Source organism: Sorangium sp. So ce281 (assembly GCF_051527395.1).
GTDB lineage: Bacteria > Myxococcota_A > Polyangia > Polyangiales > Polyangiaceae > Sorangium > Sorangium cellulosum_B.
The window spans coordinates 3,481,632-3,506,422 of sequence record NZ_CP150322.1; the positions used below are offsets into that span (position 1 = coordinate 3,481,632).

Genomic DNA, 24,791 nt, shown 5'->3' on the forward strand with positions numbered 1-24,791 from the left:
GATGACATCGGCGAAATTCACCAGGCGCTTCCGCGAAGCTTCGGGCGAGGCGCCGGAGGAGCCTGACAAAGAGCGGGCGATCGTGGTCGTGATCGACGACGACCCGCGGATGCGGTCTGCGCTCGAGTTCACGCTGCGGCGTGATTACGACGTGCGCCTGTACGCGAGCGCGCAGGAGGGCATCGCCGCCATGACGGAGATGGTCAGCCTGGTCATCCTGGATATCCGCATGCCGGGCATCGACGGCCTCACTGCCTACCTGAAGATCAAGGCGCTGTTCCCGAAGGTGCCGATCATCTTCTACACCGCCTTCCAGGACATCCTGGAGAAGCAAGATCTGCTCTCGACCCACAAGGCGTTCGGCTATTTCGACAAGAATGGCGACGTGTCGGGGCTCATCGCGGCCGTCGAGAAGGCCGTCCAGCATCACAGCCTGGTCTCCAGCATGGCCAGCGCGCAGAAGCTCGTGCGCGGGATCATGCCCCCGGACGCGAGCTGATCAGGAGCTCGCGCGCCGCCGCGCGCGCGGCAGCTCGACCGTGAACCTCGCGCCCTCGCCCAGGCGGCTCTCCACGCGGACCGTCCCGCCCATCGCCTCCGCCGCCTCGCGCACGATCCACAGCCCGAGCCCGAACCCGCCGTAGTGGCGCGACGTCGTCGCCCGCTGAAAGCAGCGGAAGATCCGCTCGTGATCGGCCGCCGCGATGCCGATCCCGCGGTCGCGGACGGTCAGGCGCGCCATGTCGCCGGACGCCTCGAGCGCCACGTCGACGGGCTTGCCGACGCCGTACTTGGACGCGTTGGAGAGCAGGTTGGTGATGATCTGCTCGAGCCGCGCCGGGTCCCAGTGGCCGCAAAGGGCGCTCGGCGCGTCGACGGTGACCGGGCACGCCGCGCGCCGGAGCAGCGCCGCGTGTGCATGCAGGATGTCCCGGAGGAGCGCGCCGAGGTCGACCTCCTCCAGCGCCACCGTCATCGGCGCCGCCGTGATCTGCGAGATGTCGAGGAGCTCCTCGACGAGCCGGTGCAGCCTCTCGAGCAGCGCCTCCACGGCCTCGAGCCTCGGGATCACCTCCTCGGCGGCCGGCGGCGGCCCGCCGGCCCTCCGGTACATGCGCAGGAGCGCCTGCACCCGGAGCATCACCGGGGTAAGAGGCGTCTTGAGCTCGTGCGACGCGAGGGTCAAGAACTCCTGGCGCGTCTCCTCGACGTGCTTCCGGTCCGTGACGTCCTCCGCGATGATGACGAAGTAGGCAGGCGCCCCGGAGGCGTGGCGGACCAGCGAGGTCGTGACCTTCGCCCAGACCAGCTCGCCGCCCTTCCGGACATAACGCTTCTCCCGCGAGCCCGTCTGGAGCTCACCCGACAAGATGCGGCGCACGTTCTCGAGATCGGCCGGCAGATCCGGTGGATACGTGATCTGCTGGGACGTGAGATCGGTCATCTCTGCGTGGGAGTAACCCACGAGATCGCAGAATTTCTCGTTCAGCCGGAGCCACCGGCCCTCGACCGACGCCTGGCCGATGCCGACCGCGGCCTGGTTGAAGGTGGCGCGAAAGCGCTCCTCGCTCTTCCTCAGCTCCTCCTCGGAGCGCTTGCGCTCCGTGATGTCGTGGAATGACGTGACCACCGCGTACGGGATGGACTCGCCCGCGCGGAGCAACGGCTGCGAGTTGATGGAGATCCACGCCATGTCGCCCGCCGGCCGGTGGACCCCCATGATCACGTTCTTCTGCGGCACCCCCGTGCGGAGCGTCACGATGGCCGGGTGCAGGTCGCCGTTGAACGGAGCGCCGTCCTCGTGGACGGCCCGCCAGCGGGGATCGCGGCTCTCCCGGCCCGCCATCTCCGCGGACGTGAGCCCGAGGATGCGCTCGGCGCTCGCGTTGCACGCCTCGATCGAGCCGCTCGCGTCCTGGAGGACGATCCCCTCGTCGAGGGCGGCGATCACCGAACGATAGCGCTCCTCGCTCCTCCGGAGCGCCGCTTCCGTCGCCCTCCGCTCCGTGACGTCGGCGCAGATCATGAGCAGCGTGGCGACGCGGCCGCGGCACAGGATGGGGCTGACCCTCGCCTCGTAGCGCGCCTCCTGGCCGTGCTCGCCGCGGATCGTGCACTCGCAGCTGCCGGACGCCCCCGACCGCACGACGCGCTCGACGCACGAGCGGGCCGCCTCTCGCGCCTCCGGCGCGATGTGCTCGTAGATGCTCGTCCGCAGCAGGCCCGTCGAGCTAGCGCTCGGCAGCGCGCGGCCGGACAGGAGGATCGTGCCCTCCGGGGAGATCACCAGGATGCACTCGGATGCGCTGTCCAGGATCGCCTGCAGCAACGCCTTGGCGCCGCCGGGCTCGGCCAGCTGTCGCTTGAGCGCGTCGGCGGCGCCCTCATCCGCGGATTTCCCCAGCACAGCCACGCTCCATGCATTGTTACCAGAGGTCGCGCGCGCAACCGCGCGGACGAGCTCGCGTCGGATGACAGGGCCGCGCGGGGCCCGCATCGCCGAGATCTCCAGCATCGTCCTCGTCGCGACGGGCGCTGGCGGGTGGCCAAACGCCAGGCGCGCCACTACGCAACCCTCCGGGCGAGGACGATGCAGAGCACACGGTTGGACGGGGCTGGCCGCCAGCGCTCCGAGGGCGCCACCGCGGCCGGGCAGGCCGAGGTGCCGCTGCGGGAGAGCGAGGTCCGCGACCGCGCGGCCAGCGCAGAAGCCGCCCGGCTGGAGGCCGAGGCGGCCGCCCGGCGGAGCGAGGAGCAGTATCGCCTCCTGAACCGCGCCACGAACGACGTGATCTGGGACTGGGATCTGGAGACGAACCGGGTCTACTGGAACGGAGCGGTCGTCCAGCATTTCGGCTGCACGCCGGAGGAGCTCGGCGACGGCCCCGAGGGCTGGCACGACCGCATCCACCCGGAGGACAGGGCGCGGGTGTCCGAGGGGATCCGCGCGGCGATCGACGGCACCGGGGAGAGCTGGACCGACGAGTACCGCTTTCGCAAGAGCGACGGCTCGTACGCGCCCTTCCTCGACCGCGGCTACATCGGCCGGAGCGCGAGCGGCGCGCCCACCCGCATGATCGGCTCGATGCTCGATCTGACCGAGCGCCACCGGGCAGAGGCCGCCCTGCGCGAGAGCGAGCTCTTTCACCGCCAGACCCTCGAATCGATCCCGGGCATGGTGTGGGCTACCCGGCCCGACGGCTATTGCGAGTTCTTCAGCGAGCAATGGGTCGAGTTCACCGGCGTGCCCCCCGAGCGGCAGTTCGGCGACGGGTGGCTCGATGTCCTGCACCCGGACGATCGGGAGCGGGTCTTCGCCGCCTGGCGCGCCGCGGTCGGGGGGCTCGCCCCGTATGATCTGGAGTACCGCGTCCGGCGGCGCGACGGCGGATACCAGTGGTTCAAGGTGCGCGGGCGGCCCATCCGCGACGCCTCGGGCCGGATCGTCCGGTGGTTCGGGATCGCGATCAACATCCATGACCTCAAGCTGGCAGAGCAGGCGCTGCGGGACGCGGACCGGCGGAAGGACGAGTTCCTGGCCATGCTCGCCCACGAGCTGCGCAACCCCCTCGCGCCCGTCCGCACGGCCGTCGCGATGCTCCGGAGGGTCGGAGCGGCGGATCCCGTGCAGCGGCGAGCCCGGGACGTGATCGATCGCCAGGTCACGCACATGGTCCGGCTGATCGACGACCTGCTCGACATCTCTCGCATCGCCCGCGGCCGGATCCAGCTCCGCAAGGCGCGCTGCGATCTCGTCGGCATCGTCCGCCAGACCGCCGAGGATTACCGGGCGAACCTCGAGGCCGACGGCGTGGCGCTCCGCGTGAGCGCGCCGGACGAGCCGCTCTGGGTCGAGGGCGACGACACCCGGCTGGCGCAGATGCTGGGCAATCTGCTGCAGAACGCCGGCAAATTCACCGACGCGGGCGCGAGCGGGGGCGGGCGCGTGCGCGTGCGTGTCGAGGCGGATCCTCGTCGTCGCGCGCCCGGGCGCGACGGGGGCGTGTCTGGACAGGCCGTCATCACGGTCGAGGACAACGGCGTCGGGATGGATCCGGGGCTGCTAGCGCGCATCTTCGATCCGTTCAGCCAGGCGGATCAGGGGCTGGCCCGGAGCAAGGGGGGGCTCGGGCTCGGCCTTGCGCTGGTGAAGGGGCTCGTCGAGCTCCACGGCGGGACGGTGGCGGCTCACAGCGAGGGGCCCGGCCGCGGCTCGGTGTTCACGCTGCGGCTGCCGCTCGCGGCGCCGGTCGCCCGGGGCCTGCCGGCCGCCTCCGACGGGGAGGAGGCCAGTCGCCAGGGGGTTCGCGTCCTCGTGATCGAGGACAACCACGACGCGGCCGAGAGCCTCGAGATGCTCTTGACCCTGAGCGGCTACGACGTGGAGACGGCGTTCGACGGCCCGACCGGCCTGACGGCGGCCCGGACGCGCCCTCCGGATGTGGTCCTGTGCGACCTCGGGTTGCCGGGAGGAATGGACGGTTACGACGTGGCCCGCGCCATCCGCGCCGAGCCGTCGCTCGCGTCGACGCGCCTCGTCGCCCTGAGCGGCTACGGTCAGGACGAGGACCGGCGGAGGTCGCGAGAGGCGGGCTTCGACAAGCACCTCGTCAAGCCAGCCGAGAACGCCGCGCTGATGGAGGCCCTGTCGGCGGGGCGCCGCGAGCTGCGCAGCACGGCGGGTCCGCTCTCGGGCTGACCCGCGGCCCCGCTCGCTCGCGCTCCGTCGCGCCGACAGGCAGCGCCGCGAGACCCTCGATGGTTCGCGGCGGTCACCTCGAGGAGGCTCAGCTCGCGCGCGCGAGGCCGACCGGGGCCGGGGCGCCGCTCTGGGCGAGGCGCTCGGCGAGGGCCTTGTCGTAGAGGGCCTGTTCGCTGGCCTTGTGGGCGGCCGTGAAGCGCACCAGGATCGCGCACACCGACGAGACGAGCGCGGCGAAGCCCAGCACCGCAAAGCAGTCCTGGGTGTCGCCGACCGCCTTGAGCAGGAAGCCCGCCGCGACCGCGCCGACGTTGCCGCCCGCGCCCACGATGCCCGCGACGCCGCCGAGCGCCTTGCGATCGATGAAGGGCACGAGCGCGTAGGTGGCGCCGCAAGCCATGTGCGTGAAGAGCCCGAACACGATCATCGCGAGCACCGCCATCCCCGCGGTCTGCGTCCGGGAGAACCAGAGCAGGCCGAGCCCCTCGCCGACCATCAGCGCGAACAGGAGGGTCGTGCGCGCGTCCAGGCCCTTCCGGTGGGCCAGCCGATCGGAGAGGATGCCGCCCACGGCGCGCGCGAACAGCGCCAGGAGCCCGAAGCTGCCCGCGGCCATGCCCGCGGTCTGGAGATCCAGCTTGAAGCGGTCCACGAAGTAGCTGGCCGCCACGTTGTGCACGAAGAGCTCGATCCCGAAGCAGGCCCCGTACGTGACGAACAGCATCCAGGACCGGTAGTTGCCCATCGCCGCCTTGAAGACCGCCCATCCACCCTTCTTCCCGCCCTCGATCTCGACGCCCGCCGCGCGGAGGTCCTTGTAGTTCCCTTGCGGGCAGTCCTGGGTGTACTTCCAGTAGAGGACCGCGACGACGAGCATGAGCGCGCCCGGCACCACCATCGCGAGGCGCCAGCCGAGCGATGAGCTGACACCCAGGCTCAGCACCGCCGCGAGCACCCAGGGCATGGTTGACTGCGTGACCCCCCCTCCGGCGTTGCCCCAGCCCGCGCTTGCGGCGTTCGCGGTGCCGACCACGTTGGGAGCGAACATGACGGACGTGTGATACTGCGTGATGACGAAGCTCGCGCCGATCATGCCGATCAGCAGCCTGAAGAACAGGAAGACCTCATAGCTCTGCGCGAGCGCGATCCCGAGCACGGGGATGGCGCCGAGCGCGAGCAAGCACGTGTAGGTCGCCCGCGGGCCGTACTTGTCGCAGAGCGGCCCGATCACCAGACGCCCCGCCACCGTGATTCCCACCGCGGCGATGTTGATGTTGGCGATCTGCTCCTTGGTCAGCCCGAATTCGCCCTTGATGACCGGCATCAGCGGTGCCACCGCGAACCACGCGAAGAAGCAGGCGAAGAACGCCAGCCAGGTCAGGTGGAATGCGCGCATCGCTGGAGTCGACAGCGAAAATAGCTCGATCTTGGTCGCCTTGGTAGCCTGGGTCATGGGTCCTCGTAAGTGGCAAGTTCTGAAGGACCTCGCGGTGCGGCGCTCGAGGCCTCAGGACGGATTCATAAAACAAGGACCGTAAATGGGTCGTAAATCGTATGTTTCCGGTCGATGTCGGAGTACAAATGGTTTGCAGATCGTATGTTTCCGGCCGATGTCGGACCCCGGATGGGTTGTCGAACGTATGTTTCCGGTCGATGTCGGACCCTGGATGGGGCAGGCGTGGAGATCTCGACCTGCCCGCCCTCGGTCAGGCGCACCGCGCTCGCGCCCCGGTAGGTGAGCCGGATCTGCGCCGGAACGGCCCCCGGCGCGACCACGAGCTCGCATTTCAGCGCGTGGGCCGTGCCCGAGATCTCGAGATCGACGCCGGGCCAGAGGTCCTCGTAAACCACCGCGGCATAGGTCGGGACGCCGGTCCTCCACGGCTCGCGAGGGCCCGTGAAATAGCTGACCACCGCGCCGGTGGGATCCTTCCCCTCGGGCACGACGCCGGCTCGATGGCGCTCGAACTCGAGCCTCACCGCCCAGCGGGGGAGCGAGGCCTCCGGGGCGCCGGCCAGGACGAAGGTGATGCCGTCGGCATCCCCGCCCCCGTCAACTTTACGCGATCTGCCTTCGTCTTGACGGCCCTCGCGTCAAACCGTCGAGACACAGAGGCGAAAGCCGATCGTGGTATGTCGCGCGACCTCGTGGCTCCAGTTGCGGTACGCCGACTGGAGCCTGCTCTCGATGCTGCGCCAGCACCCGCCGCGCAGCGGGCGCACCCGCGTCGCGCCGCCCACGCACGGATCCCGGCCGAGGCGCGCTCGTTCGAGGTGCGCGTCCGCGCGGAATGCGTCCAGGCACCAGCTCCAGACATTGCCGGCCATGTCGTGACAACCAAAGGGGCTCGCGCCGGCCGGGTGCGCGCCTGTCGGGCTCGGCCCGCCGCGATTCCAGTCCTCGGCGAAGCAGGCGCGCCGTTCGTCCGGGGGGTCGTCTCCCCAGGGGTATCGCCGCCCATCGAATCCGCGCGCGGCGAGCTCCCATTGCGCCTCCGTGGGCAAGGTCCCCCCGGCCCAGGCGCAATACCGAAGGGCTTCTATGTAACTCACGTTCACCACGGGCCGGTCGGGCGCGTCGAGCTCGGGCCGGCCCGCGGAGGGCGGCGCCGCGGCGCCCGTCGCCTCGACGAAGGCGTTGTATTCGGCGCGGGTGACCGGGTGCGCGCCGAGCCAGAAGGGGGACAGCTCGACGCGATGCGGTGGGTTTGGCGTCTCGGACTCGAAGATCGGATCTTGGCCCATCGTGAAGGTGCCGCCAGGGATCCACACGAGGCCGGAAGGCGCCGAGCGCGGGCCTGTCGTCATGGCGTCCGCGGGCCCGCCGCCGCGCGCTGTGCTTCGAATGGCTCGATGGAAGGCCACATCGACGCGCGCCGGCAGCCGATACAATCCTCCGCGACCGGAATCCCGGCGTCGAGCAGCCTGCGCGCCGCCGAGAGCTCGAGCAGCCCGGATTGGAACCACACAACCGACGGACGCAACACGAGCGCATCCTCGACGTGGGGCACGAATTCCTCGGGCTTGCAGAAGACGTTCAGCACGTCGACGGGCGCGGGAAGCTCGATCAGGCGGCGGCGGACGGGCACGCCGAGGATCCGGGTCGCCTCGGGATAGCGGGTCGGGACGGGGAGGATGTGGTAGCCGACCTTCTGGAGGTAAAGCGGGATCTGGTGCGCATCGAGGTCCCGGCGGCTCTCCGGCTTGATACCCAGCACCGCGATGGAGCGCGCATTCCTGAGCGTCCGTTCCATGTCCACGGTGCTGAGGAGAGGGACGTCGAGCATCTCGTGCGCCGCAGAAAAGCTAGCATGCGCGACGTCGTCCTGCGCCTGCGTGATCCTTGCGATGAAGATTCTCTCCATCGCCGTCGCGATCTCCGCGTTGAATGCTGCCGGGGCGCCACCGGCGGCTCGAGCAGCCGAGATGCGGTCGCTCGATGAAGAACTCGGTGATATCGAGGCGTCGATCCGGGGAGAGCACGAAGCCGAGGTCGCGAGGGGCAGCAGCGCCGCGCAGGAGGACCCCGGAGCTACGCCGCGGAGGCGACGACCAGGCGCTGGCGCCGAGCCATGGTAGCGCAGGACACCAAGCGGGGCGCACAGGGGGGCCGGGGCTTCGCAGGAGGGCGCCGGGGCTGCGTAGGAGCTGCGTAAACGTGTGATAGGGCACCAGGTGGGGGACGCAGGAGGGGGGCCGGGACCGCGCAGGAGCCATTCGATCGTACGGCAGGCCACAAAAATGGGTGCGCCGGAGGCTGCCAGGGCTGCGCAGGAAGAGCGCGGAGGCCGCGCAGCAGGACCGCCGGGACCGCGCAGGAGGGGGCTGGAACCGCGCCGGAGGCTGCCAGGGCTGCGCAGGAAGAGCGCGGAGGCCGCGCAGCAGGACCGCCGGGACCGCGCAGGAGGGGGCTGGAACCGCGCCGGGGGCTGCCGGAGCCGCGCAGGAAGAGCGCCGAGGCCGCGCAGCAGGACCGCGGGGACCGCGCAGGAGGGGGCTGGAACCGCGCAGGAAGAGCGCCGAGGCTGAACGACCGGGAGCCCCCCCGGCCGCGGCGCTACTTCCCCGGCGCGAATGGCCCCATCGACGCCCGCCGCGTCCAGGTCGCGCCCTCTCGCACCATGCGCCTCACGTGGATCTGATAGCTGACCTTGTCGCCCACGCCGTCGCGCGCTATCTCGATCTCGTTGTAGCCGTTGTGCTCCTGCACCTCCCGGCTGGAGAGCGACGGCGCCGCGACGATACGGATGGTCCGGTCCTCGTGCCGCTCCGGCCATTGCTCCTTGCCGAACCAGCCTGTGTGGCTGTGGCCGTGGAGCACCAGGCAGAACTCCTTGTGGGCCAGCGCGTCCTTCACCTCACCGGCGTTGATCAGGCCGCCGAAGCGGGCGAGCTCGGTGGACGGCAGCGGGGACACCGGGTGATGCAGGACCGCGATCCGGATCGGCGCGTGCCACTGCGCCCTGCGCAGGCGCTGGAGATCCGCGTCGTGGACCAGACCGGGATCGATGCGCGACACCTGGTCGCGCAGCGCCGCGGCGCGCTTGGCGTCCGGCTCCTCCATGGCGCCTTGCCGCAGGCGGCCGATGAGCGAGAGGAGCTCGTCCCGGACCGGATCCTTCTCCTCCTGGCCGCCGAACTCCGCCGAGCCGAGCAGCGCGAACTCCACCCCGAGATCCGCATACCGCGCCACCGCGAGCGCCCGCGTCGCCGGCGGCTCCTCGAGCGGCGGCCGCGCGCAGCGCGGGTGAGCGGCGAACGCCCTCGCGAAAGGCACGTGGCGCGCCTGCGTCCCGGCCTGCCCGGAGGCCGTCGCCTGACGCCAGTCGACGTCGTGATTGCCGCCCACGAGCAGCACGTGGGGCTCGTCGGGCGGCAGGCGAGGGTGATCCGCGAGGTGCCTGGAGAGCTGCTCGAGCCAGATACGGGCGTCGGCGTACTCGTCGTCGTTGGCCTGCTCGGCGACGTCGCCGGACACGACGAGGAGGTGCGGCGCACGGCCGGCCGCGGCGAGCTCGGCGACGTGCTCGACGTAGTGATCGCAGACGCGCGGGGGCCCCAGCCCGCCAGCGATGGTGTTGCCGTGCTCGCCCTTCTCCTTCACGTCGATGCGCTCGGCGGATTTTTTGCCGAAGTGGATGTCGGAGACATGGTGGATCCGCAGCGGACACAGGTTCGCTTCGAGGATCGGATCGGCGATCATGGCGCGCCCGCTGCGCTGCTCCACGAGGCCGCAGCGCTCGAGCAGATCGACGTTCCCGCCACGGGGCGACGCGCCGCGCGCGATCTCGCGGAGCACACCCCGCTGCGCGTCGGTCAGCCCCTCGTCGAACACGGTGCGGTGATAGGTGAACTCCCGGAGCTCGCTCTGCACGCGCGCCGTTCGCAGGAGCGTCCATGGGGCCTTCGCCAGATCGGGAAATTTCTCGGCGAGCTCGAAGACGAACTCGAGCAGGAAGGGATTCCGGCGCCAGGTCTCGGGCAGCTCGGGGAGGAGCGCCCTCGACGCCTCGGTGCGGGCGAGCTTGAGCGCCTCGGAGGGCGTGAGGGGATCGAGGAAGCGCATGTCCCGCGAGGAGAGGAACGCGGCGTCGCCGGCGGCCGCCCGCTCGAGCGCTATCCACTCGGCGGGGCTCATCGCCAGCAGGATCTTCGTGTTGGTGCTGTAGAGATCGGCGCACCAGCGCAGGAAGGCGCTCGCGTCGCGCCGGCTGCCGGCTTTGCCGGCGAGCTGCGGCTCGTCCAGGAGGAGCGTTGTCCCCGGCGGCACGCTCGGGAGCGCTGGGCCGACATTGCGCAGGTCGATGTAGCGCACGATCGTTCCCTGGGCGAGGCCGAGGTGGTGCTGGATCGCCTTGAGCATCCAGCTCTTTCCGGCCCTGCGCGCGCCGACGAGCGGCCAGAGAACGCCGTTCGCGGGCAGGGACAGCAAGAGATCGAGGAGGTGGCCGTGATCGCGGACGTCGCGCTCCGGCGAGTAGGGTCTCCTCACGTCGAACGCGCGCATCAAGGCTCCCTCCGTGGTTCCCTGGCCACCCGTCGAATCCAGTCGAAGAACGGCGGATCCGCGAGCCATGCGCCGAACGCATCGCAGAGGCCCGCGTCGCAGAGGACGGCGACGTCCTCGGAAGGTAGCCTGCGCACCTCGGGCAGCGCCGCGTCGGGGGCGCCGCGGAGGGCGCCGAGGACGGCGCGCGCGCGCGCGGGCAGCTCGGCCCAGCGGGGGCGGAAGAAGGCCGCGTCGCGGTCTAGGAGGAGGCGCTGCTCGTAGAGCTCCCGCACGCCGGCGCGCTCGACCAGGGCGCGGCGCTGGCCTGCGCGGACGGCCTGGACGAGGGCATAGCCCATCACCTGGAGATAGAAGGGCCATGGGCCGCAGAGCTCGACGATCCAGCGGGCGGTGCGCTCCGCCTCCATCGGGACGTCGGGAGGCGCGGTGTCGACGAGGAAGCGGATGGCGTCGGCCTCGGGGAGCGGACCGAGGTTGATCGGGGTGACATCGTTGCCGAACGAGGAGCCCGGGGCGGCGGCGAAGGCGTGCTCGACGATGGTGACCCAGTCCCAGTGCGAGCCGACGAGGACCACGCTGGTCCTCTCCTGGCCAACGGCGCGGAGCCAGGCGAAGACGGTGGCGTCTGCCTGGTGGAGATTGGCGACCTCGTCGAGGAGCAGGACAGCGTTGCCGGCGCCGGAGAGGCGGTCGCGGAGGGTGAACGCGGGGGTGGCGTCGGACTGGAGAGAGGGATCGAGGAAGAGGGCGAGATCGTCGGCGGTGCAGATGGGCTGGGCCCGGCCCTCGAGGGTCTTGTGGTGAACCGCGTGGCTCGCGGAGAGGCGCGCGGCAAGGTGGTGAAGGATGGACGTCTTGCCCGAGCGGCGCGGCCCGCGGAGGATCGCGGGGCTGCGGCTCTCGATCAGGGCAAAGAGCTCCGCCAGCACCGGGGCGCGGCCCGGGAGCGAGGGGGCGTCGATGAGGGCGGGGCCGGGACGGAAGGGGTTCGCGAGGGCGCTCGACAGCGGAGCGTCGGGCGCAGGGGGGCCGTCCGTGGCTGCGCGCGGCGGCACGGAGCTGACGGTCCGCGGCGCAGGCGCTCCTGGAGCACCCGAGAGGAAGAGCTCCTCGCCATCCCAGGGGACCCCGCCTGCATAGCCGTGCCGCGCGAGCTCCTCTGCGACGTTATCGCCGGTGAGATCGCCAGCGAGCGCGGCGCTCACTTTGTCTGGACGTTGCAAGATGTCACGGAAGCCGGCCAGGGGCAGGTACAGCGTCGTCCTCGAGTCGGGGCGGCGGAGGGTGAGGCGCGCGCGCTCCGGCTCCGCGCCGTCGAGCAAGCAGAAGCCCCCCGGCGTGCGCGCGAGCGCGGTCATGCCGGCGGAGGCGAAGCAGGCGAGGAGCCTGCCCTGATCCGCGCTCCAGATCCGCACGGTGCCATCGTGCCCCGCGCTCGCCAGGCGGTCGCCGTGCGGCTGCCAGGCCATGGCCATGACCCGCCGCGTGTGGCCCTCGAGCCGGGCGATCTCCTCGCCTGTGCGCGCGTCCCAGATCCGCACGGTGCCGTCGTGCCCCGCGCTCGCCAGGCGGTCGCCGTGCGGCGCCCAGGCGACCGCCGTGATCCCGTGCGCATGGCCCTCGAGCCGGGCGACCTCCTCGCCGGTGCCCACGTCCCAGATGCGCACCGTCGTGTCGTCGCCCGCGCTGGCCAGGCGCTCGCCGTCCTGGCGCCACGCCAGGGCCTTCACGTCGCGCGTGTGGCCCTGAAGCCGCGCGAGCTGTTTGCCGGTGTCCGGATCCCAGATCCGCACCATCGTATCGTGTCCTGCGCTCGCCAGACGGCCGCCGTCCGGATGCCAGGCCAGCGCGAGGATCCAGTCGGAATGATCCTCGAACCGAGCGAGCTCCTGACCCGTAGTCGTCTCCCAGATGCGCACGGTGCCGTCGTTCCCGGCGCTGGCCAGGCGATGGCCGAGAGGGTGAAAGGCAAGGGCCAGGACACCGTTCAAGTGGCCCACGAGCCGCGCGAGCTCCTCGCCCTGGCTCGCGTCCCAGATCCGCACCGTCTGGTCGTCGCCCGCGCTGGCCAGGTGGTTGCCGTCTGGGTGCCAGGCGAGGGCCAGCACCCAGTTGGAGTGGCCCTCGATCCGTGTCAGCTCCTTGCCGGTGCCGGTGTCCCAGACCCGCACCATCGAGTCGTTCCCCGCGCTGGCCAGGCGGTTGCCGTGCGGGTGCCAGGCGAGGGCCAGCACCCAGTTGGAGTGGCCCTCGAGCCGTGTCAGCTCCTTGCCGGTGCCGGTGTCCCAGATGCGCACCGTGTTCCCGTCGCCCGCGGTGGCCAGGCGCCTGTTGTCCGGGTGCCACGCCATGGCCCTGACCCAGTTGGTATGGCCCTCGAGCCGCGGGAGCTCGCTGCCGGTGCTCGCATCCCAGATGCGCACCGTGTTCCCGTCGCCCGCGGTGGCCAGGCGCCTGCCATCCGGGCGCCAGGCCACGACCCTGACCCCGCTCGATCGGCGCTCGAGCCGGGCGATCTCGCCGCCGGTGCCGATGTCCCAGATGCGCACGGTGTTCCCGTCGCCCGCGGTGGCCAGGCGCCTGCCGTCCGGGTGCCACGCCACGGCCGAGACCCCGCGCACGTGGCTCTCGAGCCGCGCGATCTCCTTGCCCATGCTCGCGTCCCAGATGCGCACGGTGTTCCCGTCGCCCGCGGTGGCCAGGCGCCTGCCGTCCGGGTGCCACGCCACGGCCCTGACCCCGCGCGCATGGCCCTCGATCTGAGCGAGCTCCCTGCCCGTGCTCGCGTCCCAGATGCGCACGGTCCGGTCGTCGCTCCCGCTGGCCAGGAGCTCGCCGTCCGGGTGCCACGCGACGGCCCTGACCCAGTCGGCATGGCCCTCGAGCCGGGCGCGCTCCTTGCCCGTGCCGGCGTGCCAGATCCGCACTGTGAGGTCGTATCCCGCGCTCGCCAGGCGTTGGCCGTCCGGGCGCCACGCCACGACCAGAACCCAATCGGAATGTCCCTCGAGCCGGGCGAGCTCCGCGCCGGTGTCCGCGTGCCAGAGGCGCACCGTATGGTCGTATCCCGCGGTCGCGAGGCGCTGGCCGTTCGGCGACCATGCGAGCGCGTTGATCGTGCCGGTGTGTCCGGACACCAGGTCAACGTGCGCCAGCGGCGGCGTCGCGGCGAGCCTGCGCGCGCGCTCCGGGTGAGCGCCCCTGCCCGCGATCAAGCAAGCGCTCAGGTCGGCCCCTTCGGCCTGCACGCCGTTCCAGCGGCATCCGGTCCAGGTCGATTGCCGCAGGACGGCGCCGCTCAGCTTGGCCAGCTCGACGACGGCCGCCTTCGCCTCGGCCTGCGAGAAGTCCGCCCGGTGCGCGATCGCGCGCCGGAGGATCGTCCCGTCGAGCTTCGCGCCGGACAGCATGGCCCCGCTCAGCGCGGCTTCCGTCAGGTCGGCGCCGGACAGATCGGCGCCGGAGAGGTTCGCGTCCCGCAGGTTCGCGCCCGCGAGGGGCGCGCCGCGCAGGTCCTCGCCGGCGAGCTGCACGCCGTGGAGATCCGCCCCCTCCGGGATCCACCCGGCGGTCTCCTCGGCCCATCGCGCGAGGCCGAGCAGCAACCGGAGCGCGTTCTCGGCCGGTTCCCTCGTCGAAGGCGTCAGTTGACGGTCCATCTTCAGGAACGACTGGACCGCGCGCACCGCCCCCGCGCGCCTCGGCTCGCCGAACGTCCTCAGGATCTCGCCGACGAACGCCGCGACCTCCCGCGTGATCGGTTTGGTCCGGAGCGCCTCGATCGGCCGCTCGGCCAGCGTCGCCACCAGGGCGCGCGCCAGGAAGTATTCGAGGAACGCCTTGTGCGCGAAGCGGTAGCCGTCGCTGCCCTCCTGCACAAGGAATGTCCCGCCCTGGATCTCCAGGAAGGCGGCGTCGGTCGGCATGCCTTCGGGCAGAAAGCGAAAGAGCCGAGCGCGGACCGACTGCTTGAGCTCCTGCCAGGTGCATGCCGGCTGGCCGGACCGCCACAGCTGCTCGGCGAGCGCCTCGGCGAGCTCCTTCTTCTGCTCGTCGGTGAAGCTCTCGGGGGCGTCCTTCCGCGTGTTGTCGAGCCACCGCTTCAGGTACGCCTCGTACAGGTCGGCGCGTCCCACCTTCGCCCCGGAGGCGAACTCGTCCAGCGTGGCCAGCACCATCCCGAGCAGCAGCGGCCGGTGCACGAGGTCCTTGAGGTCGTAGATCGCGGCGATGCGGGAGAGCGCCGCGGCGCCGTCCTCGCCGCGGATCTGCCGCACGAGCTCGCGCACTTGCGCCTCGGTGAACGGCTGGATGGTGAAGCGCCGTATCCCGACGGACGTGCCAGGCGCCTGGGAGGGCCCGCTCTCGGCGGTGGTCTGGAGGTGCGCCTCGGCGGGGAAGTGGTCATCCCGCGAGGAGACGACCATCTTGCCGCCGCCGGCGGCGATCTCCAGCAGGCTGGCGCGCCGCCCTGCGAGCTCGGAGGCCTCCAGTCGTGTCGCCATCTCGTCGAAGCCGTCGAAGCAGGGGACGACGAGCCGGTGGCGGATGAGCAGGCGCAGGGCAGCTCGGTTCGCGGGGAGGTCCGGGGCGCCGGCCGCCTGGAGCAGGAGCTGCTCCGGGCTCGCGTGGGGCGAGGCGCCAGCGAGGTTGACGAGCAGGGGTCTCGGCCCTTCGGCTGACGCCCATCGCCGCTCGGCCCACGCGGCGAGCGCAGTGGACTTCCCCAGGCCGAACTCGCCGAGCACCAGCGCGATCTTCTCGCTCGACGAGAGCCACGCGTCGAGGGCGCCGAGCAGGGGTGCCGGCTCGTCGTGCCCGTCGACGCAGGCGTCGGGCTCCACGAACCGCCCCCCGACCTCGCGCAGCCGCTGCTCGCGGAGCGCCGCGACGACGCCGCGCGCGCCGTCGAAGCGCGGTGACAGGCGCGCGATCCGCTGCGCGAGGGCGTCCTGAGGGATCGCCTCGAGCGTTGCGTTCGCCAGCCCTGACCGGACGGCGGCCGAGCGGAGCTTCTCCCACGCTCGCCGGGGCCCTCTCCACCGCTCGAGGCCCTCGATCCACAGCAGGGCCCACCCCTCGTCCCGGAGGGCCGCGACCATGAGCGTGCACCAGGCCGGCCGGCCTTCAGGCCAGACGCCGACCGCCGCCACGTGCTCCCGCCCCTCGGCGAGGGCGAGCAGAAAGACGGTCTCCGCCGAGAGGATCTGGTGCTCGGAGAACCGCGGGGCGTGCGCGCCCTTGCTCGGCTCAGCGATGGGGCCCGGCGCCGCGCAGGCATCGCCGTAGGCGCGCGGCGCGGCGTCGTCCATCGGGGCGCGGAAGTCGGATGGATGTCGCTGGAAGGAGAGCGCCCAGCCCCGGTGCTGCTGCGTTCCCAGCGCCATCGGGTCGAGCCTTCGCGGCAGCTCGACCAGCAGATCGGGCGGCAGGGAGCTCTCTCGATCGTCGTCGCTGGCCTCCGGCGCGCCGCGCACCGCCTGCGCCACCGCGCCGAGCGCCGCCATCCCGTCGAGCGTCCACTCGCCGTTGCCCCGCTTCGCGTCCACGGCCTTGCGGAGCCGCGCCTCGACCTCCACGAACCCGGCCTCGCGCGCTTCCCGCTCGGTCATCCACCCGAACACGACGTCTGCGGCCGCACCCGCTGTCGCCGCCCGCAGGGCCTCGAGCGGCAGGACCTCGGCGGGGACGATGATCTCCCGTGTGAACTGCCTTATTTCCTCGACGCGGGTCAGCTTGTCGAGCTCGCCATAGAGTCGGCGCAGCCGCCGGCCTCGCGCCGCGGCCCCGGACAGGGCGCCCGCGTTCAACAACACGTCGCGCGCGTCCTCGAGGCGCGCAACGAGCGCCTCGAGCGCCTCGTCGTCATCGCGTCCCAGGAGCTCCCTGGCGCCGTCGAGCCACCGCGCATAGGCCTCTCCCGCCGGGTGCCCTCGGTACACGAGTGTCGCCTCGGCGACCGGCAGGACCGGCCGCGGCGCGGAGCGAGCGAGGTACGCGCTGGTCCGCTCGTACCGGAGGTCAACGTCCGCGACGATCACGCCTTCGTCACCTGGCTCGAGATATCCCGCCCGATCCGGGAACCGCCGCAGGTCGTGGGGCTGGGCCTCGTCGACGTAAATCGAGGTGCCGCCACCTTCGGCGCCATCGCAATACAGCGTGGGCCGCCCGTACCGGCGCGCCTCTTCCCACATCTTTCTTGCGAGCTCTGGCAGCGTGGTGTGCGGGGTCGCGCTGGGCACGGCGAGGAAGCGGCACTCGCCGATGCGCTTCGCGACGGGCGCCAGGTCGTGCGCGCTGTCCCGGAGGAGGAAGTCGAGACAGGCCAGCACGCCCATGGGGCCTGCGATCCCGTCCGGCATCTCCACAGGCGCCCACGTCTCGCCCGGGCGCATCGTGCTCCGCTCCACCGCCGCCGTGGTCCTCTTCGCTTGCAGGCCGAGGAGCCGACCCTGGTGCAGCACCGGGCAGACCGACTGTCCGAGCGCGGGGAGCCCCGTGGCGCCGAGGCGCTCGTACATGCCGGAGCGGCGCGCCGCCCGGTCCACCGAGTGCGTCCCCGCCACGACCACCATGTCGCCCGCGGCGTCGGCGACGCCGCCGAGGATCTCCCAGGGGACGCTGTACTCGGGAAAGACCACGATCCTCGCCCCGTACTCCGAGCAAGCCGACAGCACCGCGCGGATGCGCGCGAGGAGCTGCGCATCGTAGGCTTCGCGGATGCGCCGCCGGAGCGCCTCGAGCTTCGGTTTGATCGCGACGGGCACATCAGCGCGCGCCGGGAGCAGCGAGTCCGCTGCTCTTCTTGGATCGAAGAGCGGATCCTCGAGCGGAGACCGTCGATCGATGATGATCGCTGGGTAATAGGCGAGCTGTACGACAGCAACCCGCGTATACATCGCTCCCCCCGCCGCCACCTGCATTCGTTTGCTCGCCGCTGCTCCCTTGTCCGCGCGTCGATCGGCGAGGCTATCGCGCGAGCGCGGCGCGTGGAAGCGAAAGCGGCGCGCCTGGCCGCCGTGGCCAGACGTCTGGCTATCTCTATGCCAGATGCCAGACGCCAGACGACGTGCCAGTCACCGGCGCTCGGTGACTGCTAGCCGGCCACGGCGGAAGAGCGCCCGCCGGAGCCGCGGCGCCCCCAGCGCGAGCGCGGCCCCGCACGCCAGCGCGAGCAAGGGCACGTAGAACCGCGGCAGCGCCACCACCGCCTCCAGGTGGTGCCGGCCGGGGCCGACGCGCACCGCGAAGAAGCCCGGGGCGACGCGCGTCGTGGCCAGCTCGGCGCCGCCGTCGCGCACGCGCCAGCCGCTGAATGCCGTCGCGCGGAACACGACGTCGACAGGCGCCTCCGCGTCGACGATCGCCTCGTACGCGCCCGGCTCGCGCGGCGCCTCGCGCACGCTGGCGCGGGCCGCATCGCAGCCGTCGCCGGCCACGGCCACGCGCTCGAGCGGGCCGCGGGCCGCCTCCAGCGCCACGAGCTCGCCGGGCGTGTCGAGCACGGTGCGCGGCTGCTTCAGGTGCTCGAAGAGCGCCGCGAGCAGATCGGCCTCCCGGCCGCGCCACACCTCGCGCACGCACCCGAGCCCCACGTAGTCCGTGCCGCCCACCCGCCGCGACAGCTCGACCTCGCCGCGCCTGTCCACGAGCGCCCACGCCTCGCGCGGCCCCGGCCGCTGCGCGGCGAGGTGGATGAGCGTGCGGATGCCGAGCGCCTCGGCGCGCGCGGCGCTCCCGGGGCGCTCGGGCGCCACCTCGAGGAAGGCCGCGGCGTGAACGCCCACATGCGCGCCGGCGCCTGTCGACCCGGCCATCGGGACCGCGCGGCGGAGATGGGCGGCGTGCATCCTCGAGCAGGTCGCGAACTCGTCCTCGGCGGCGTAGCTCGCGCGGCCGTGCGGCGCCTCGGCGAGCCAGCGGGCGATGAGATCGGGGTCGAAGCCCTCGGCGGGCGGCGGGCAGCCGCGCGACGCGACGAGCGCGGCCTGCTTCTCTGCCATGACGTGGAGATCGGCCGCGCGGGCGGGGATCTCGAGGGCCGCGACGAGCGCGAGCGCGGCCGGCAGGAGCCCGGCGAGCGCGGCTGGCAGGAGCCCGGCGAGCGCGGGGCGCGAGCGGCGCGCGCCCCGCGCGGCCAGCGCGGCGCCGATGCGCGCGAGCGCCGCCGCCGCGAGGTCGAGCGCGCTGAGGAGGGTCGCGGCCGCGACGAGCGGCAGGAGGGCGAGGGCGCGCATCGGCTGGAACAGCGAGAGCAGCGCGCGACCGAGCGGGCCTGCGCCGACGATCCAGCCGCCGCTCATCGACAGGAGCAGCGCGACCGCCGACGCCGCGAGGACGGCACGCGACGCCGGGGCGCGGAGGCGCGTCGCATGGAGGAAGCAGGCGGCGATCCACGCGGAGCCGATCACCGGGGCGTGCTCGTAGTCGAGCAGGTCGCCGTCGAGCATCCACGGCAGCACGCGCTCGGGCCCGAAGCCGATGTGCCGCCAGCCGAGGCCCGCAGGCCAGCCGAAGGGCGCGGCCATCGACGCGATGCCGGGGCCGTAGAGCGCGACCGCGACCAGGCCGCCGCCGGCGAGCGAGCGGAGCACGCGCGCGCACAGCCGCCGATCCCACACGGCGATCGCGGCCGCGCCCAGGACGGCGGCGCTCACCGTGAAGACCTGCGGGTGCGTCGCCGCGCAGGCGGCGGCGAGCGCCGGCCCGAGCTCGAAGCGGGCGGGGCGGATCACCGCGGCGGCCCAGGCGATGACGACGGGGATGACCAGGATCTGCGAGAGCAGCCCGAGGAGGAAGAACGACGGCCACCCGCCGGCGAACTGCACGTACGGCGCGACCCACGCGAGCGCCACCGCGCCGGCGGCGGCCGAAGCGGGCCGCGCGCCGACCGCGCGGGCCGCGGCGACGACGAGCAGCGGCGCCCCGATGAAGGCGGCGAAGCCGAGCCCCTTCACCGCGACCACCGGCGCGACGCCGAGGCGGATCAGCGCCGCCACGAGCAGCCAGCCGACCGGCGGGTAGTGCAGCGCGACCGGGAAGCCGCCGTTGTTCGTGGCGATCCACCCGTGCGGCAGGCCGCTCGTCGCGATGTCGTAGGCGATGGCGAGGTGCGAGATCGTGTCCTTCGACAGCGCGGCGCCGGGCCCGGCGAGCGCGGGTGCGTCGCGCAGCGCGGGCAGGAGCGCCACCACCACCGCCGCCGCCGCGGCGAGCCAGGCGAGGCGCGGCGCGGGCCCGGGCGCGACGGGTACGGCCGGCGCGGGCGCGGGCGCGGTGGGGCCTGCGGCCGCGCCGGCGCGGAGCTCGGCCAGCCGGAGGACGAGGACGCCGAGCGCGAGCAGGAGGTAGAGCATCAGCGGAGCTCGCCTTCGCCCGGGTCAGCCGGGGGCGCGTTGCCAGGTGCCGAGGAGCGACCAGCCGGTGAGCGTGCGCCGCACCGACACGAGCCGCATCCGCTCCCCGACGTCGAGCGCCGCGAGGCTGCGCTCGTCGAACTTGCTCGGGTGGATGTGCTTGCGCGAGAAGCCGTCGCGGCGCGCGATCCACTCGAGCACCGTGGCCTCGAGGAGCGGCAGCGTGGACAGCCGGCCGTAGTTCGGGGTCGTGAGCAGCAGCGCGCCGCCCGGCGCGAGGCGCGCCGAGAGCCCGCGCGCCCAGCGCGACGGATCGAGGGTGTGCTCGACGACCTCCTTCGCGAGCACGACGTCGAACGGGCCGTCGAACCCGCCGCCCGACGGGAGCTCGTACGGCCCCGGACAGACGGCGAAGCGCTCCGCGCGCGCCGGGTAGAGGCGCCGGCACGCCTCGATGGCGCGCGCGTCGAGATCGCAGCCGTAGAGCTCCGTCGCGGGCGGCGCGCCGGGGATCTCCCCTTCGAGGCCGCAGCCGACGAGGAGCACGCGCGGGCGCGGGCCGCGCGCGGCGATGGCGCGGGCGAGGGGGCGGGTGAGCGCGCCGTGGTAGAGCGACCACGGGAACCGCTCGCGGCGGCGGTGGTTCGAGAAGTAGTCGCCGGGCGGCGCCGCCGTTTCAGCCATCGGGCCCTGCCTGCGCCACGAGCAGGTACTCGGCGGCCGCGTCGCCGCCCGGGGCGAGGCGCCCGAGCGCGTTGACCACGGCGCGCGCCACGTCGACGGTGAGCGGGCGGAGCGCTGGCATGGCGACCCAGCGGCCGGTGAGCTTGCGCATCACGTAGCCGAGCAAGCTCGGGTACAGCATGAAGTCGAACGCCCACGAGGTCGGCCGGCCCGCGATGGGGCGCGTCTCCACGAGGTCGAAGCCCGCGCGCGCGAGGTGATCGCGCCAGCCCGCCTCGTCGTAGAGGTGGACGTGCGAGAAGACCCGATCGAGCGCGTCGCCGTACGTCCGCGAGAGGCCGACCAGGCCCACGGAGCGGAGCGCCTCGGGCAGGGCGAGCTGGTACGTCCAGTCGGGCGTGGGCACGATGAGCACGAACCGCGCCCCGGGCCGGAGCGCGCGCCGGATGTTCACGAGGGCCCCGTGGAGATCGGGCACGTGCTCGAGGCTGCAGTTGGCGATCGCGCTGCCGAAGAACCCCTCGGGCAGGTGGACGTTGACGATGTTGCCGCAGATGAGCGTGCGGTACGACGCGGTCCGCTGCGCGCGCTGCACCTCGGTCGGGTTGATGTCGATGCCCCACGCCTGCTTGTCCGGGTAGGCGAGGCGCGCGAACAGGCCGTCGCCGCAGCCGACGTCGAGCAGCGGCTCCGGCAGGTCGAGCTCGCGCACGGCGCGCAGCCGCACGCACTCGCGGATGGCGAGCGCCGCCGGCGCGAAGGCGTAGTAGGCGGAGAAGTCGTCCGCGTCGAGCGGCCACTCTCGGTCCATGGGGGCGCTCATCACCCGTGGAGGCGCAAGGAGCGCCGGTATGCGCGGACCGCATCGGTCGGGTCTGGCTCATCGGGGGACTCGACGATGGCTTTGAGCGCTCCGGGATCGAGGTGCGGCGGGGGCATGCGCCGCATCCTAACATCGGAGCGGCGCTCCTCGGGTACGGCCGAATTTCTCCGACACGGGGGACGCCGAGGCCGCGCTACGCCGGGTTCCGGCTCGGCCGGTCGGAGACGACCGGACGCGTGCTCGTGAAGCACCTTGTCTGCGCCTGTACGGGGCTGCCGCGCGAGGACGCGCCCATCTTCTTCGAGTTCGAGTACGCGGCCACGGGCAGCCAGATGTTTGGTCACCGTGTGATCACAGCTGTTGGTGGCACTTGGCGTGTCGAAGGGGAAATGCATTGTGCCGAGCGCGCGTAAGCGGTTTGCGATGCCCGCCGTGCGGGCGAGCCTGCACTTTTCTTCATCTCGTCCACTCGGCGTGCCAGCCTGCGCCCGCCATGCGGAACCGATTCGATCGGCTGGCGAAGGACATCGCTCAGGAGGGGATGACACCGATCGGCAAGGTCGTGACCGACGCCGAGGTCCCCGGAGAGGCGCAGCATGCGGACCTATGGTATGAGTCCGACCCGGCGCGCGCGTCGGGGCGAGAACGGCTCGGTCTCCTCGGCCGCCTCGCAGCGACGGCGTGCACCATCGAGGCCTACAGCGACACGCCGAGCGCGGACGAGGTGCGCGCAGGGCGGAGGGCGCGTGCTGCGAGAGGCGATCGAAGATTTCCGGCGGCTGCCGGAGGACGCGTCGGAGCGCGACATCGCGCTCGGTCCTCTGCTACGCTTCCGAGCGGAGGTCGCCCAGCGCGGGCCAGCGACACCGGAAGAAGAGGAGTTCGTGATGACCACGCAGGAACTCGTCGAGCCATTCATCGAGCAGGGACGCACGCAGGGGGTCGCGCAAGGGATGGCGCAGGCGACGATCGAGCTCTACGAGGCTCGGTTCGGCCCCATGCCGCCGCCGCTGCGGTTGGCCGTGGAGGCCATGCGCGACCTGCCGACGCTCCGAGCGTGGCATCTCCTCGCCGGCACCGGGACGCGCGAGGCCGTGCACGAGGCCCTCGCAGCCGGTCCCGCCGAGCGCTCGTCCTGACCCCCGCCGCCAGGTCATTCCGCCAGCCGCCCGGCGGCGGGCTGGCCGGAGCGCCGCACGCGCGACCCGCGGCGGCCTCGGGTCATGGGCCGAAGCGCCTAGACGACGCGTCGCGCTGGCTGTTACCGAACGTAACGCGAGCGCGTCGAAGCGTTACCGAACGTAACGTCACCTGGCCGGACGGCGCGCCCCGGGCGTTCTCCCGGCGATGAACCGTGTAGTAGTTCGAGTCCTCGTGTGACACACTCGATGGCGCGTGTGAGGGGCATGGCATCGGCCCGCGCTCTCCCGCGCGCCTCCGGACATCGACGGTGGGCAGCGCAGCCATCCAGACGAGCTCTTCGCTCGATCCGGGCTCGATCCGGGCGACGCTGTGCGCACGAGCGAACCGGCGCGCTATCGGCTGAAATCAAGGAAACTCGAAAGTTCGAATGCGCTGAAGGAGCTGCTGATCGGGGGCGGTGCGCCGAGGGGCAATTCGAACGATCGCGAACACAGCAATCTTTCGAGCGTCGAGGACCATGCGAAGAATTCTTTGTGCTCTTCTGTTTTTGGCTGTCGCCGGCTGCGGCGATGACACGGACACCACGACGTCGAGCAGCACGTCCAGCTCGACGTCCAGCTCGAGCAGCGCGGCGAGCTCCGGCGGGGGTGACGCCTCCGGCGGCGGCGGCGGCGCTGGTGGCGGCGACACCGGAGGCGGCGGCGCCGGCGCCACCGGCGGCGGCGGGGCCACGGGCGTGGGGGGTGGCGATGGCGGCGGTGGCGCCGGCGGCGCGGCGGAGGCGCACTGGGTCGGGACGTGGACGACCGGCCCGCAGCTGACCGAGGAGGGCAACAACCCGCCCGCGCCGGGCCTGGCCAACAACACGCTGCGCCAGGTGATCTATACGTCGATCGGCGGCAAGGGCGTGCGACTGCTGCTCTCGAACGAGTTCGGCGACGGACCGGTGACCATGGAGTCGGTCCACATCGCGGAGTCGACGACCGCCGACGGCATCAACGTGGCCACCGATCATGCCCTGAAGTTCGCGGGGGCCGATGCGGTGACCATCCCGGTGGGCAAGACGGTCTTCTCCGATCCGATCGAGTACACCATCAAGCCCCTCACCAAGATGGCGGTGACCATCAAGTTCGGCGCCGTGCCGGCCGGGATCACCGGACACCCGGGCTCGCGGACCAACTCGTATATCCAGACCGGCAACGGGGTCTCGGCGGCGAACCTGACCTCCCCTGTGTCCACGGCGCACTGGTACTACATCACGGGCCTCGACGTCGATGCGGTCCCCGAGGCCGCGGCGGTCGTCATCCTCGGTGACTCGATCACCGATGGCCGTGGCTCGATCACGGACATGAACACCCGCTGGCCGGACTTCCTGTCTCGCCGCCTGCGTTCCAATCAGGGGACCCAGCAGGTCGCCGTGCTGAACCTGGGCATCGGCGGGGGCAACGTGCTCGCCGGCGGGCTCGGGCCGACCGCCAAGGCCCGCTTCCAGCGTGACGTCCTGGACCAGCGCGGCGCGAAATGGCTGATCACGTTCATCGGCACGAACGACATCGGCACCGACAGCGCGCCGCCCGTCGGCGACGGCCTGATCGCGGCCTATGGCGAGTTCATCACCAAGGCGCATGACAAGGGGATGCTCGTTTACGGAGCGCCCATCACGCAGTTCAAGGGCAACAAGTACTACACCGACGAGCACGAGGCCACGCGCCAGGCGGTCAACACCTGGATCCGCATGAGCGGCAAGTTCGACGGCGTCATCGATTTCGAGCCGGCGGTCGCCGACCCCGAGGATCCCGCCAAGCTGAGAGCTGACTTCAACTTCGAGAGCGACGGGCTGCACCTGAACTCGGCCGGTCTGGAGGCGATGGCGAATTCCATTGACCTCCTGCTGTTCGTCCCCAAGCCATAAATCGCAGGCCGATCGTGGGGGGCGCCCGATCGGGCGCGCGGAGCTCGGAGCCCCTGCGCGCCCTGTGAAGCCCCCCGCTTCTCCGGCGGAGAATGCGCCTCGGTCCTCGCATGGCGCTGCGATCAGTAACCTGGACAACTGAGCCGTCATCGTTGGTGCGT

Annotated in this window: 14 protein-coding genes; 4 read left to right on the forward strand and 10 right to left on the reverse strand. The window is 72.1% G+C overall.

Annotation, left to right across the window (positions count from 1 at the left end; translation table 11 throughout):
* The first annotated feature begins 1 nt into the window (after nucleotide 1).
* The gene (locus WMF27_RS13295; protein WP_437768503.1) at nucleotides 2-499 is read left to right on the forward strand and encodes a response regulator; all 498 of its coding nucleotides are present in this window, start codon (nucleotides 2-4) and stop codon (nucleotides 497-499) included.
* On the opposite strand, the gene WMF27_RS13300 is transcribed toward WMF27_RS13295, so the two are convergent.
* Complete coding sequence (locus WMF27_RS13300; RefSeq protein ID WP_437768502.1) at nucleotides 500-2,407, reverse strand: PAS domain S-box protein; 1,908 nt, start codon at nucleotides 2,405-2,407, stop codon at nucleotides 500-502. It lies immediately after the preceding gene.
* A 183-nt stretch (nucleotides 2,408-2,590) separates the two neighbouring features.
* On the opposite strand from WMF27_RS13300, the gene WMF27_RS13305 reads away from it, so the two are divergent.
* Nucleotides 2,591-4,699, forward strand: coding sequence for a hybrid sensor histidine kinase/response regulator (locus WMF27_RS13305; protein WP_437768501.1), 2,109 nt, complete (start codon nucleotides 2,591-2,593; stop codon nucleotides 4,697-4,699).
* Between the two features lie 88 nt (nucleotides 4,700-4,787).
* Here the strand turns inward: WMF27_RS13305 and WMF27_RS13310 are convergent, their stop codons facing one another.
* The 9 genes from WMF27_RS13310 to WMF27_RS13350 all read right to left on the reverse strand — a co-directional run bounded on the left by WMF27_RS13310 (nucleotide 4,788) and on the right by WMF27_RS13350 (nucleotide 21,563).
* Complete coding sequence (locus WMF27_RS13310; protein ID WP_437768500.1) at nucleotides 4,788-6,155, reverse strand: MFS transporter; 1,368 nt, start codon at nucleotides 6,153-6,155, stop codon at nucleotides 4,788-4,790.
* A 65-nt stretch (nucleotides 6,156-6,220) separates the two neighbouring features.
* Nucleotides 6,221-6,682, reverse strand: a complete 462-nt coding sequence (locus WMF27_RS13315; protein WP_437768499.1) for a hypothetical protein — start codon at nucleotides 6,680-6,682, stop codon at nucleotides 6,221-6,223.
* Between the two features lie 114 nt (nucleotides 6,683-6,796).
* Nucleotides 6,797-7,510, reverse strand: a complete 714-nt coding sequence (locus tag WMF27_RS13320) for a formylglycine-generating enzyme family protein (protein WP_437768498.1) — start codon at nucleotides 7,508-7,510, stop codon at nucleotides 6,797-6,799.
* Complete coding sequence (locus tag WMF27_RS13325) at nucleotides 7,507-7,956, reverse strand: CoA-binding protein (RefSeq protein WP_437768497.1); 450 nt, start codon at nucleotides 7,954-7,956, stop codon at nucleotides 7,507-7,509. The genes WMF27_RS13320 and WMF27_RS13325 overlap by 4 nt, the downstream gene beginning before the upstream one ends.
* 803 nt (nucleotides 7,957-8,759) lie before the next feature.
* The gene (locus tag WMF27_RS13330; protein WP_437768496.1) at nucleotides 8,760-10,709 is read right to left on the reverse strand and encodes a metallophosphoesterase; all 1,950 of its coding nucleotides are present in this window, start codon (nucleotides 10,707-10,709) and stop codon (nucleotides 8,760-8,762) included.
* The gene (locus WMF27_RS13335) at nucleotides 10,709-17,611 is read right to left on the reverse strand and encodes an eIF2A-related protein (protein WP_437768495.1); all 6,903 of its coding nucleotides are present in this window, start codon (nucleotides 17,609-17,611) and stop codon (nucleotides 10,709-10,711) included. Before WMF27_RS13335 ends, WMF27_RS13330 begins: the two co-directional genes overlap by 1 nt.
* Nucleotides 17,612-17,788: 177 nt before the next feature.
* The gene (locus tag WMF27_RS13340) at nucleotides 17,789-20,068 is read right to left on the reverse strand and encodes a hypothetical protein (RefSeq protein WP_437768494.1); all 2,280 of its coding nucleotides are present in this window, start codon (nucleotides 20,066-20,068) and stop codon (nucleotides 17,789-17,791) included.
* A 24-nt stretch (nucleotides 20,069-20,092) separates the two neighbouring features.
* A complete protein-coding gene (locus WMF27_RS13345) occupies nucleotides 20,093-20,752 on the reverse strand; it encodes a class I SAM-dependent methyltransferase (protein WP_437768493.1) in 660 nt (219 codons plus the stop codon).
* Nucleotides 20,745-21,563, reverse strand: a complete 819-nt coding sequence (locus WMF27_RS13350; RefSeq protein WP_437768492.1) for a class I SAM-dependent methyltransferase — start codon at nucleotides 21,561-21,563, stop codon at nucleotides 20,745-20,747. Before WMF27_RS13350 ends, WMF27_RS13345 begins: the two co-directional genes overlap by 8 nt.
* 899 nt (nucleotides 21,564-22,462) lie before the next feature.
* Between WMF27_RS13350 and WMF27_RS13355 the strand changes: the two genes are divergently transcribed.
* Nucleotides 22,463-22,714 (forward strand): hypothetical protein, encoded by a 252-nt coding sequence (locus tag WMF27_RS13355; protein WP_437768491.1) that lies wholly within the window; start codon nucleotides 22,463-22,465, stop codon nucleotides 22,712-22,714.
* Nucleotides 22,715-23,235: 521 nt separating this feature from the next.
* A complete protein-coding gene (locus tag WMF27_RS13360; protein WP_437768490.1) occupies nucleotides 23,236-24,630 on the forward strand; it encodes an SGNH/GDSL hydrolase family protein in 1,395 nt (464 codons plus the stop codon).
* Nucleotides 24,631-24,791 lie beyond the last annotated feature (161 nt).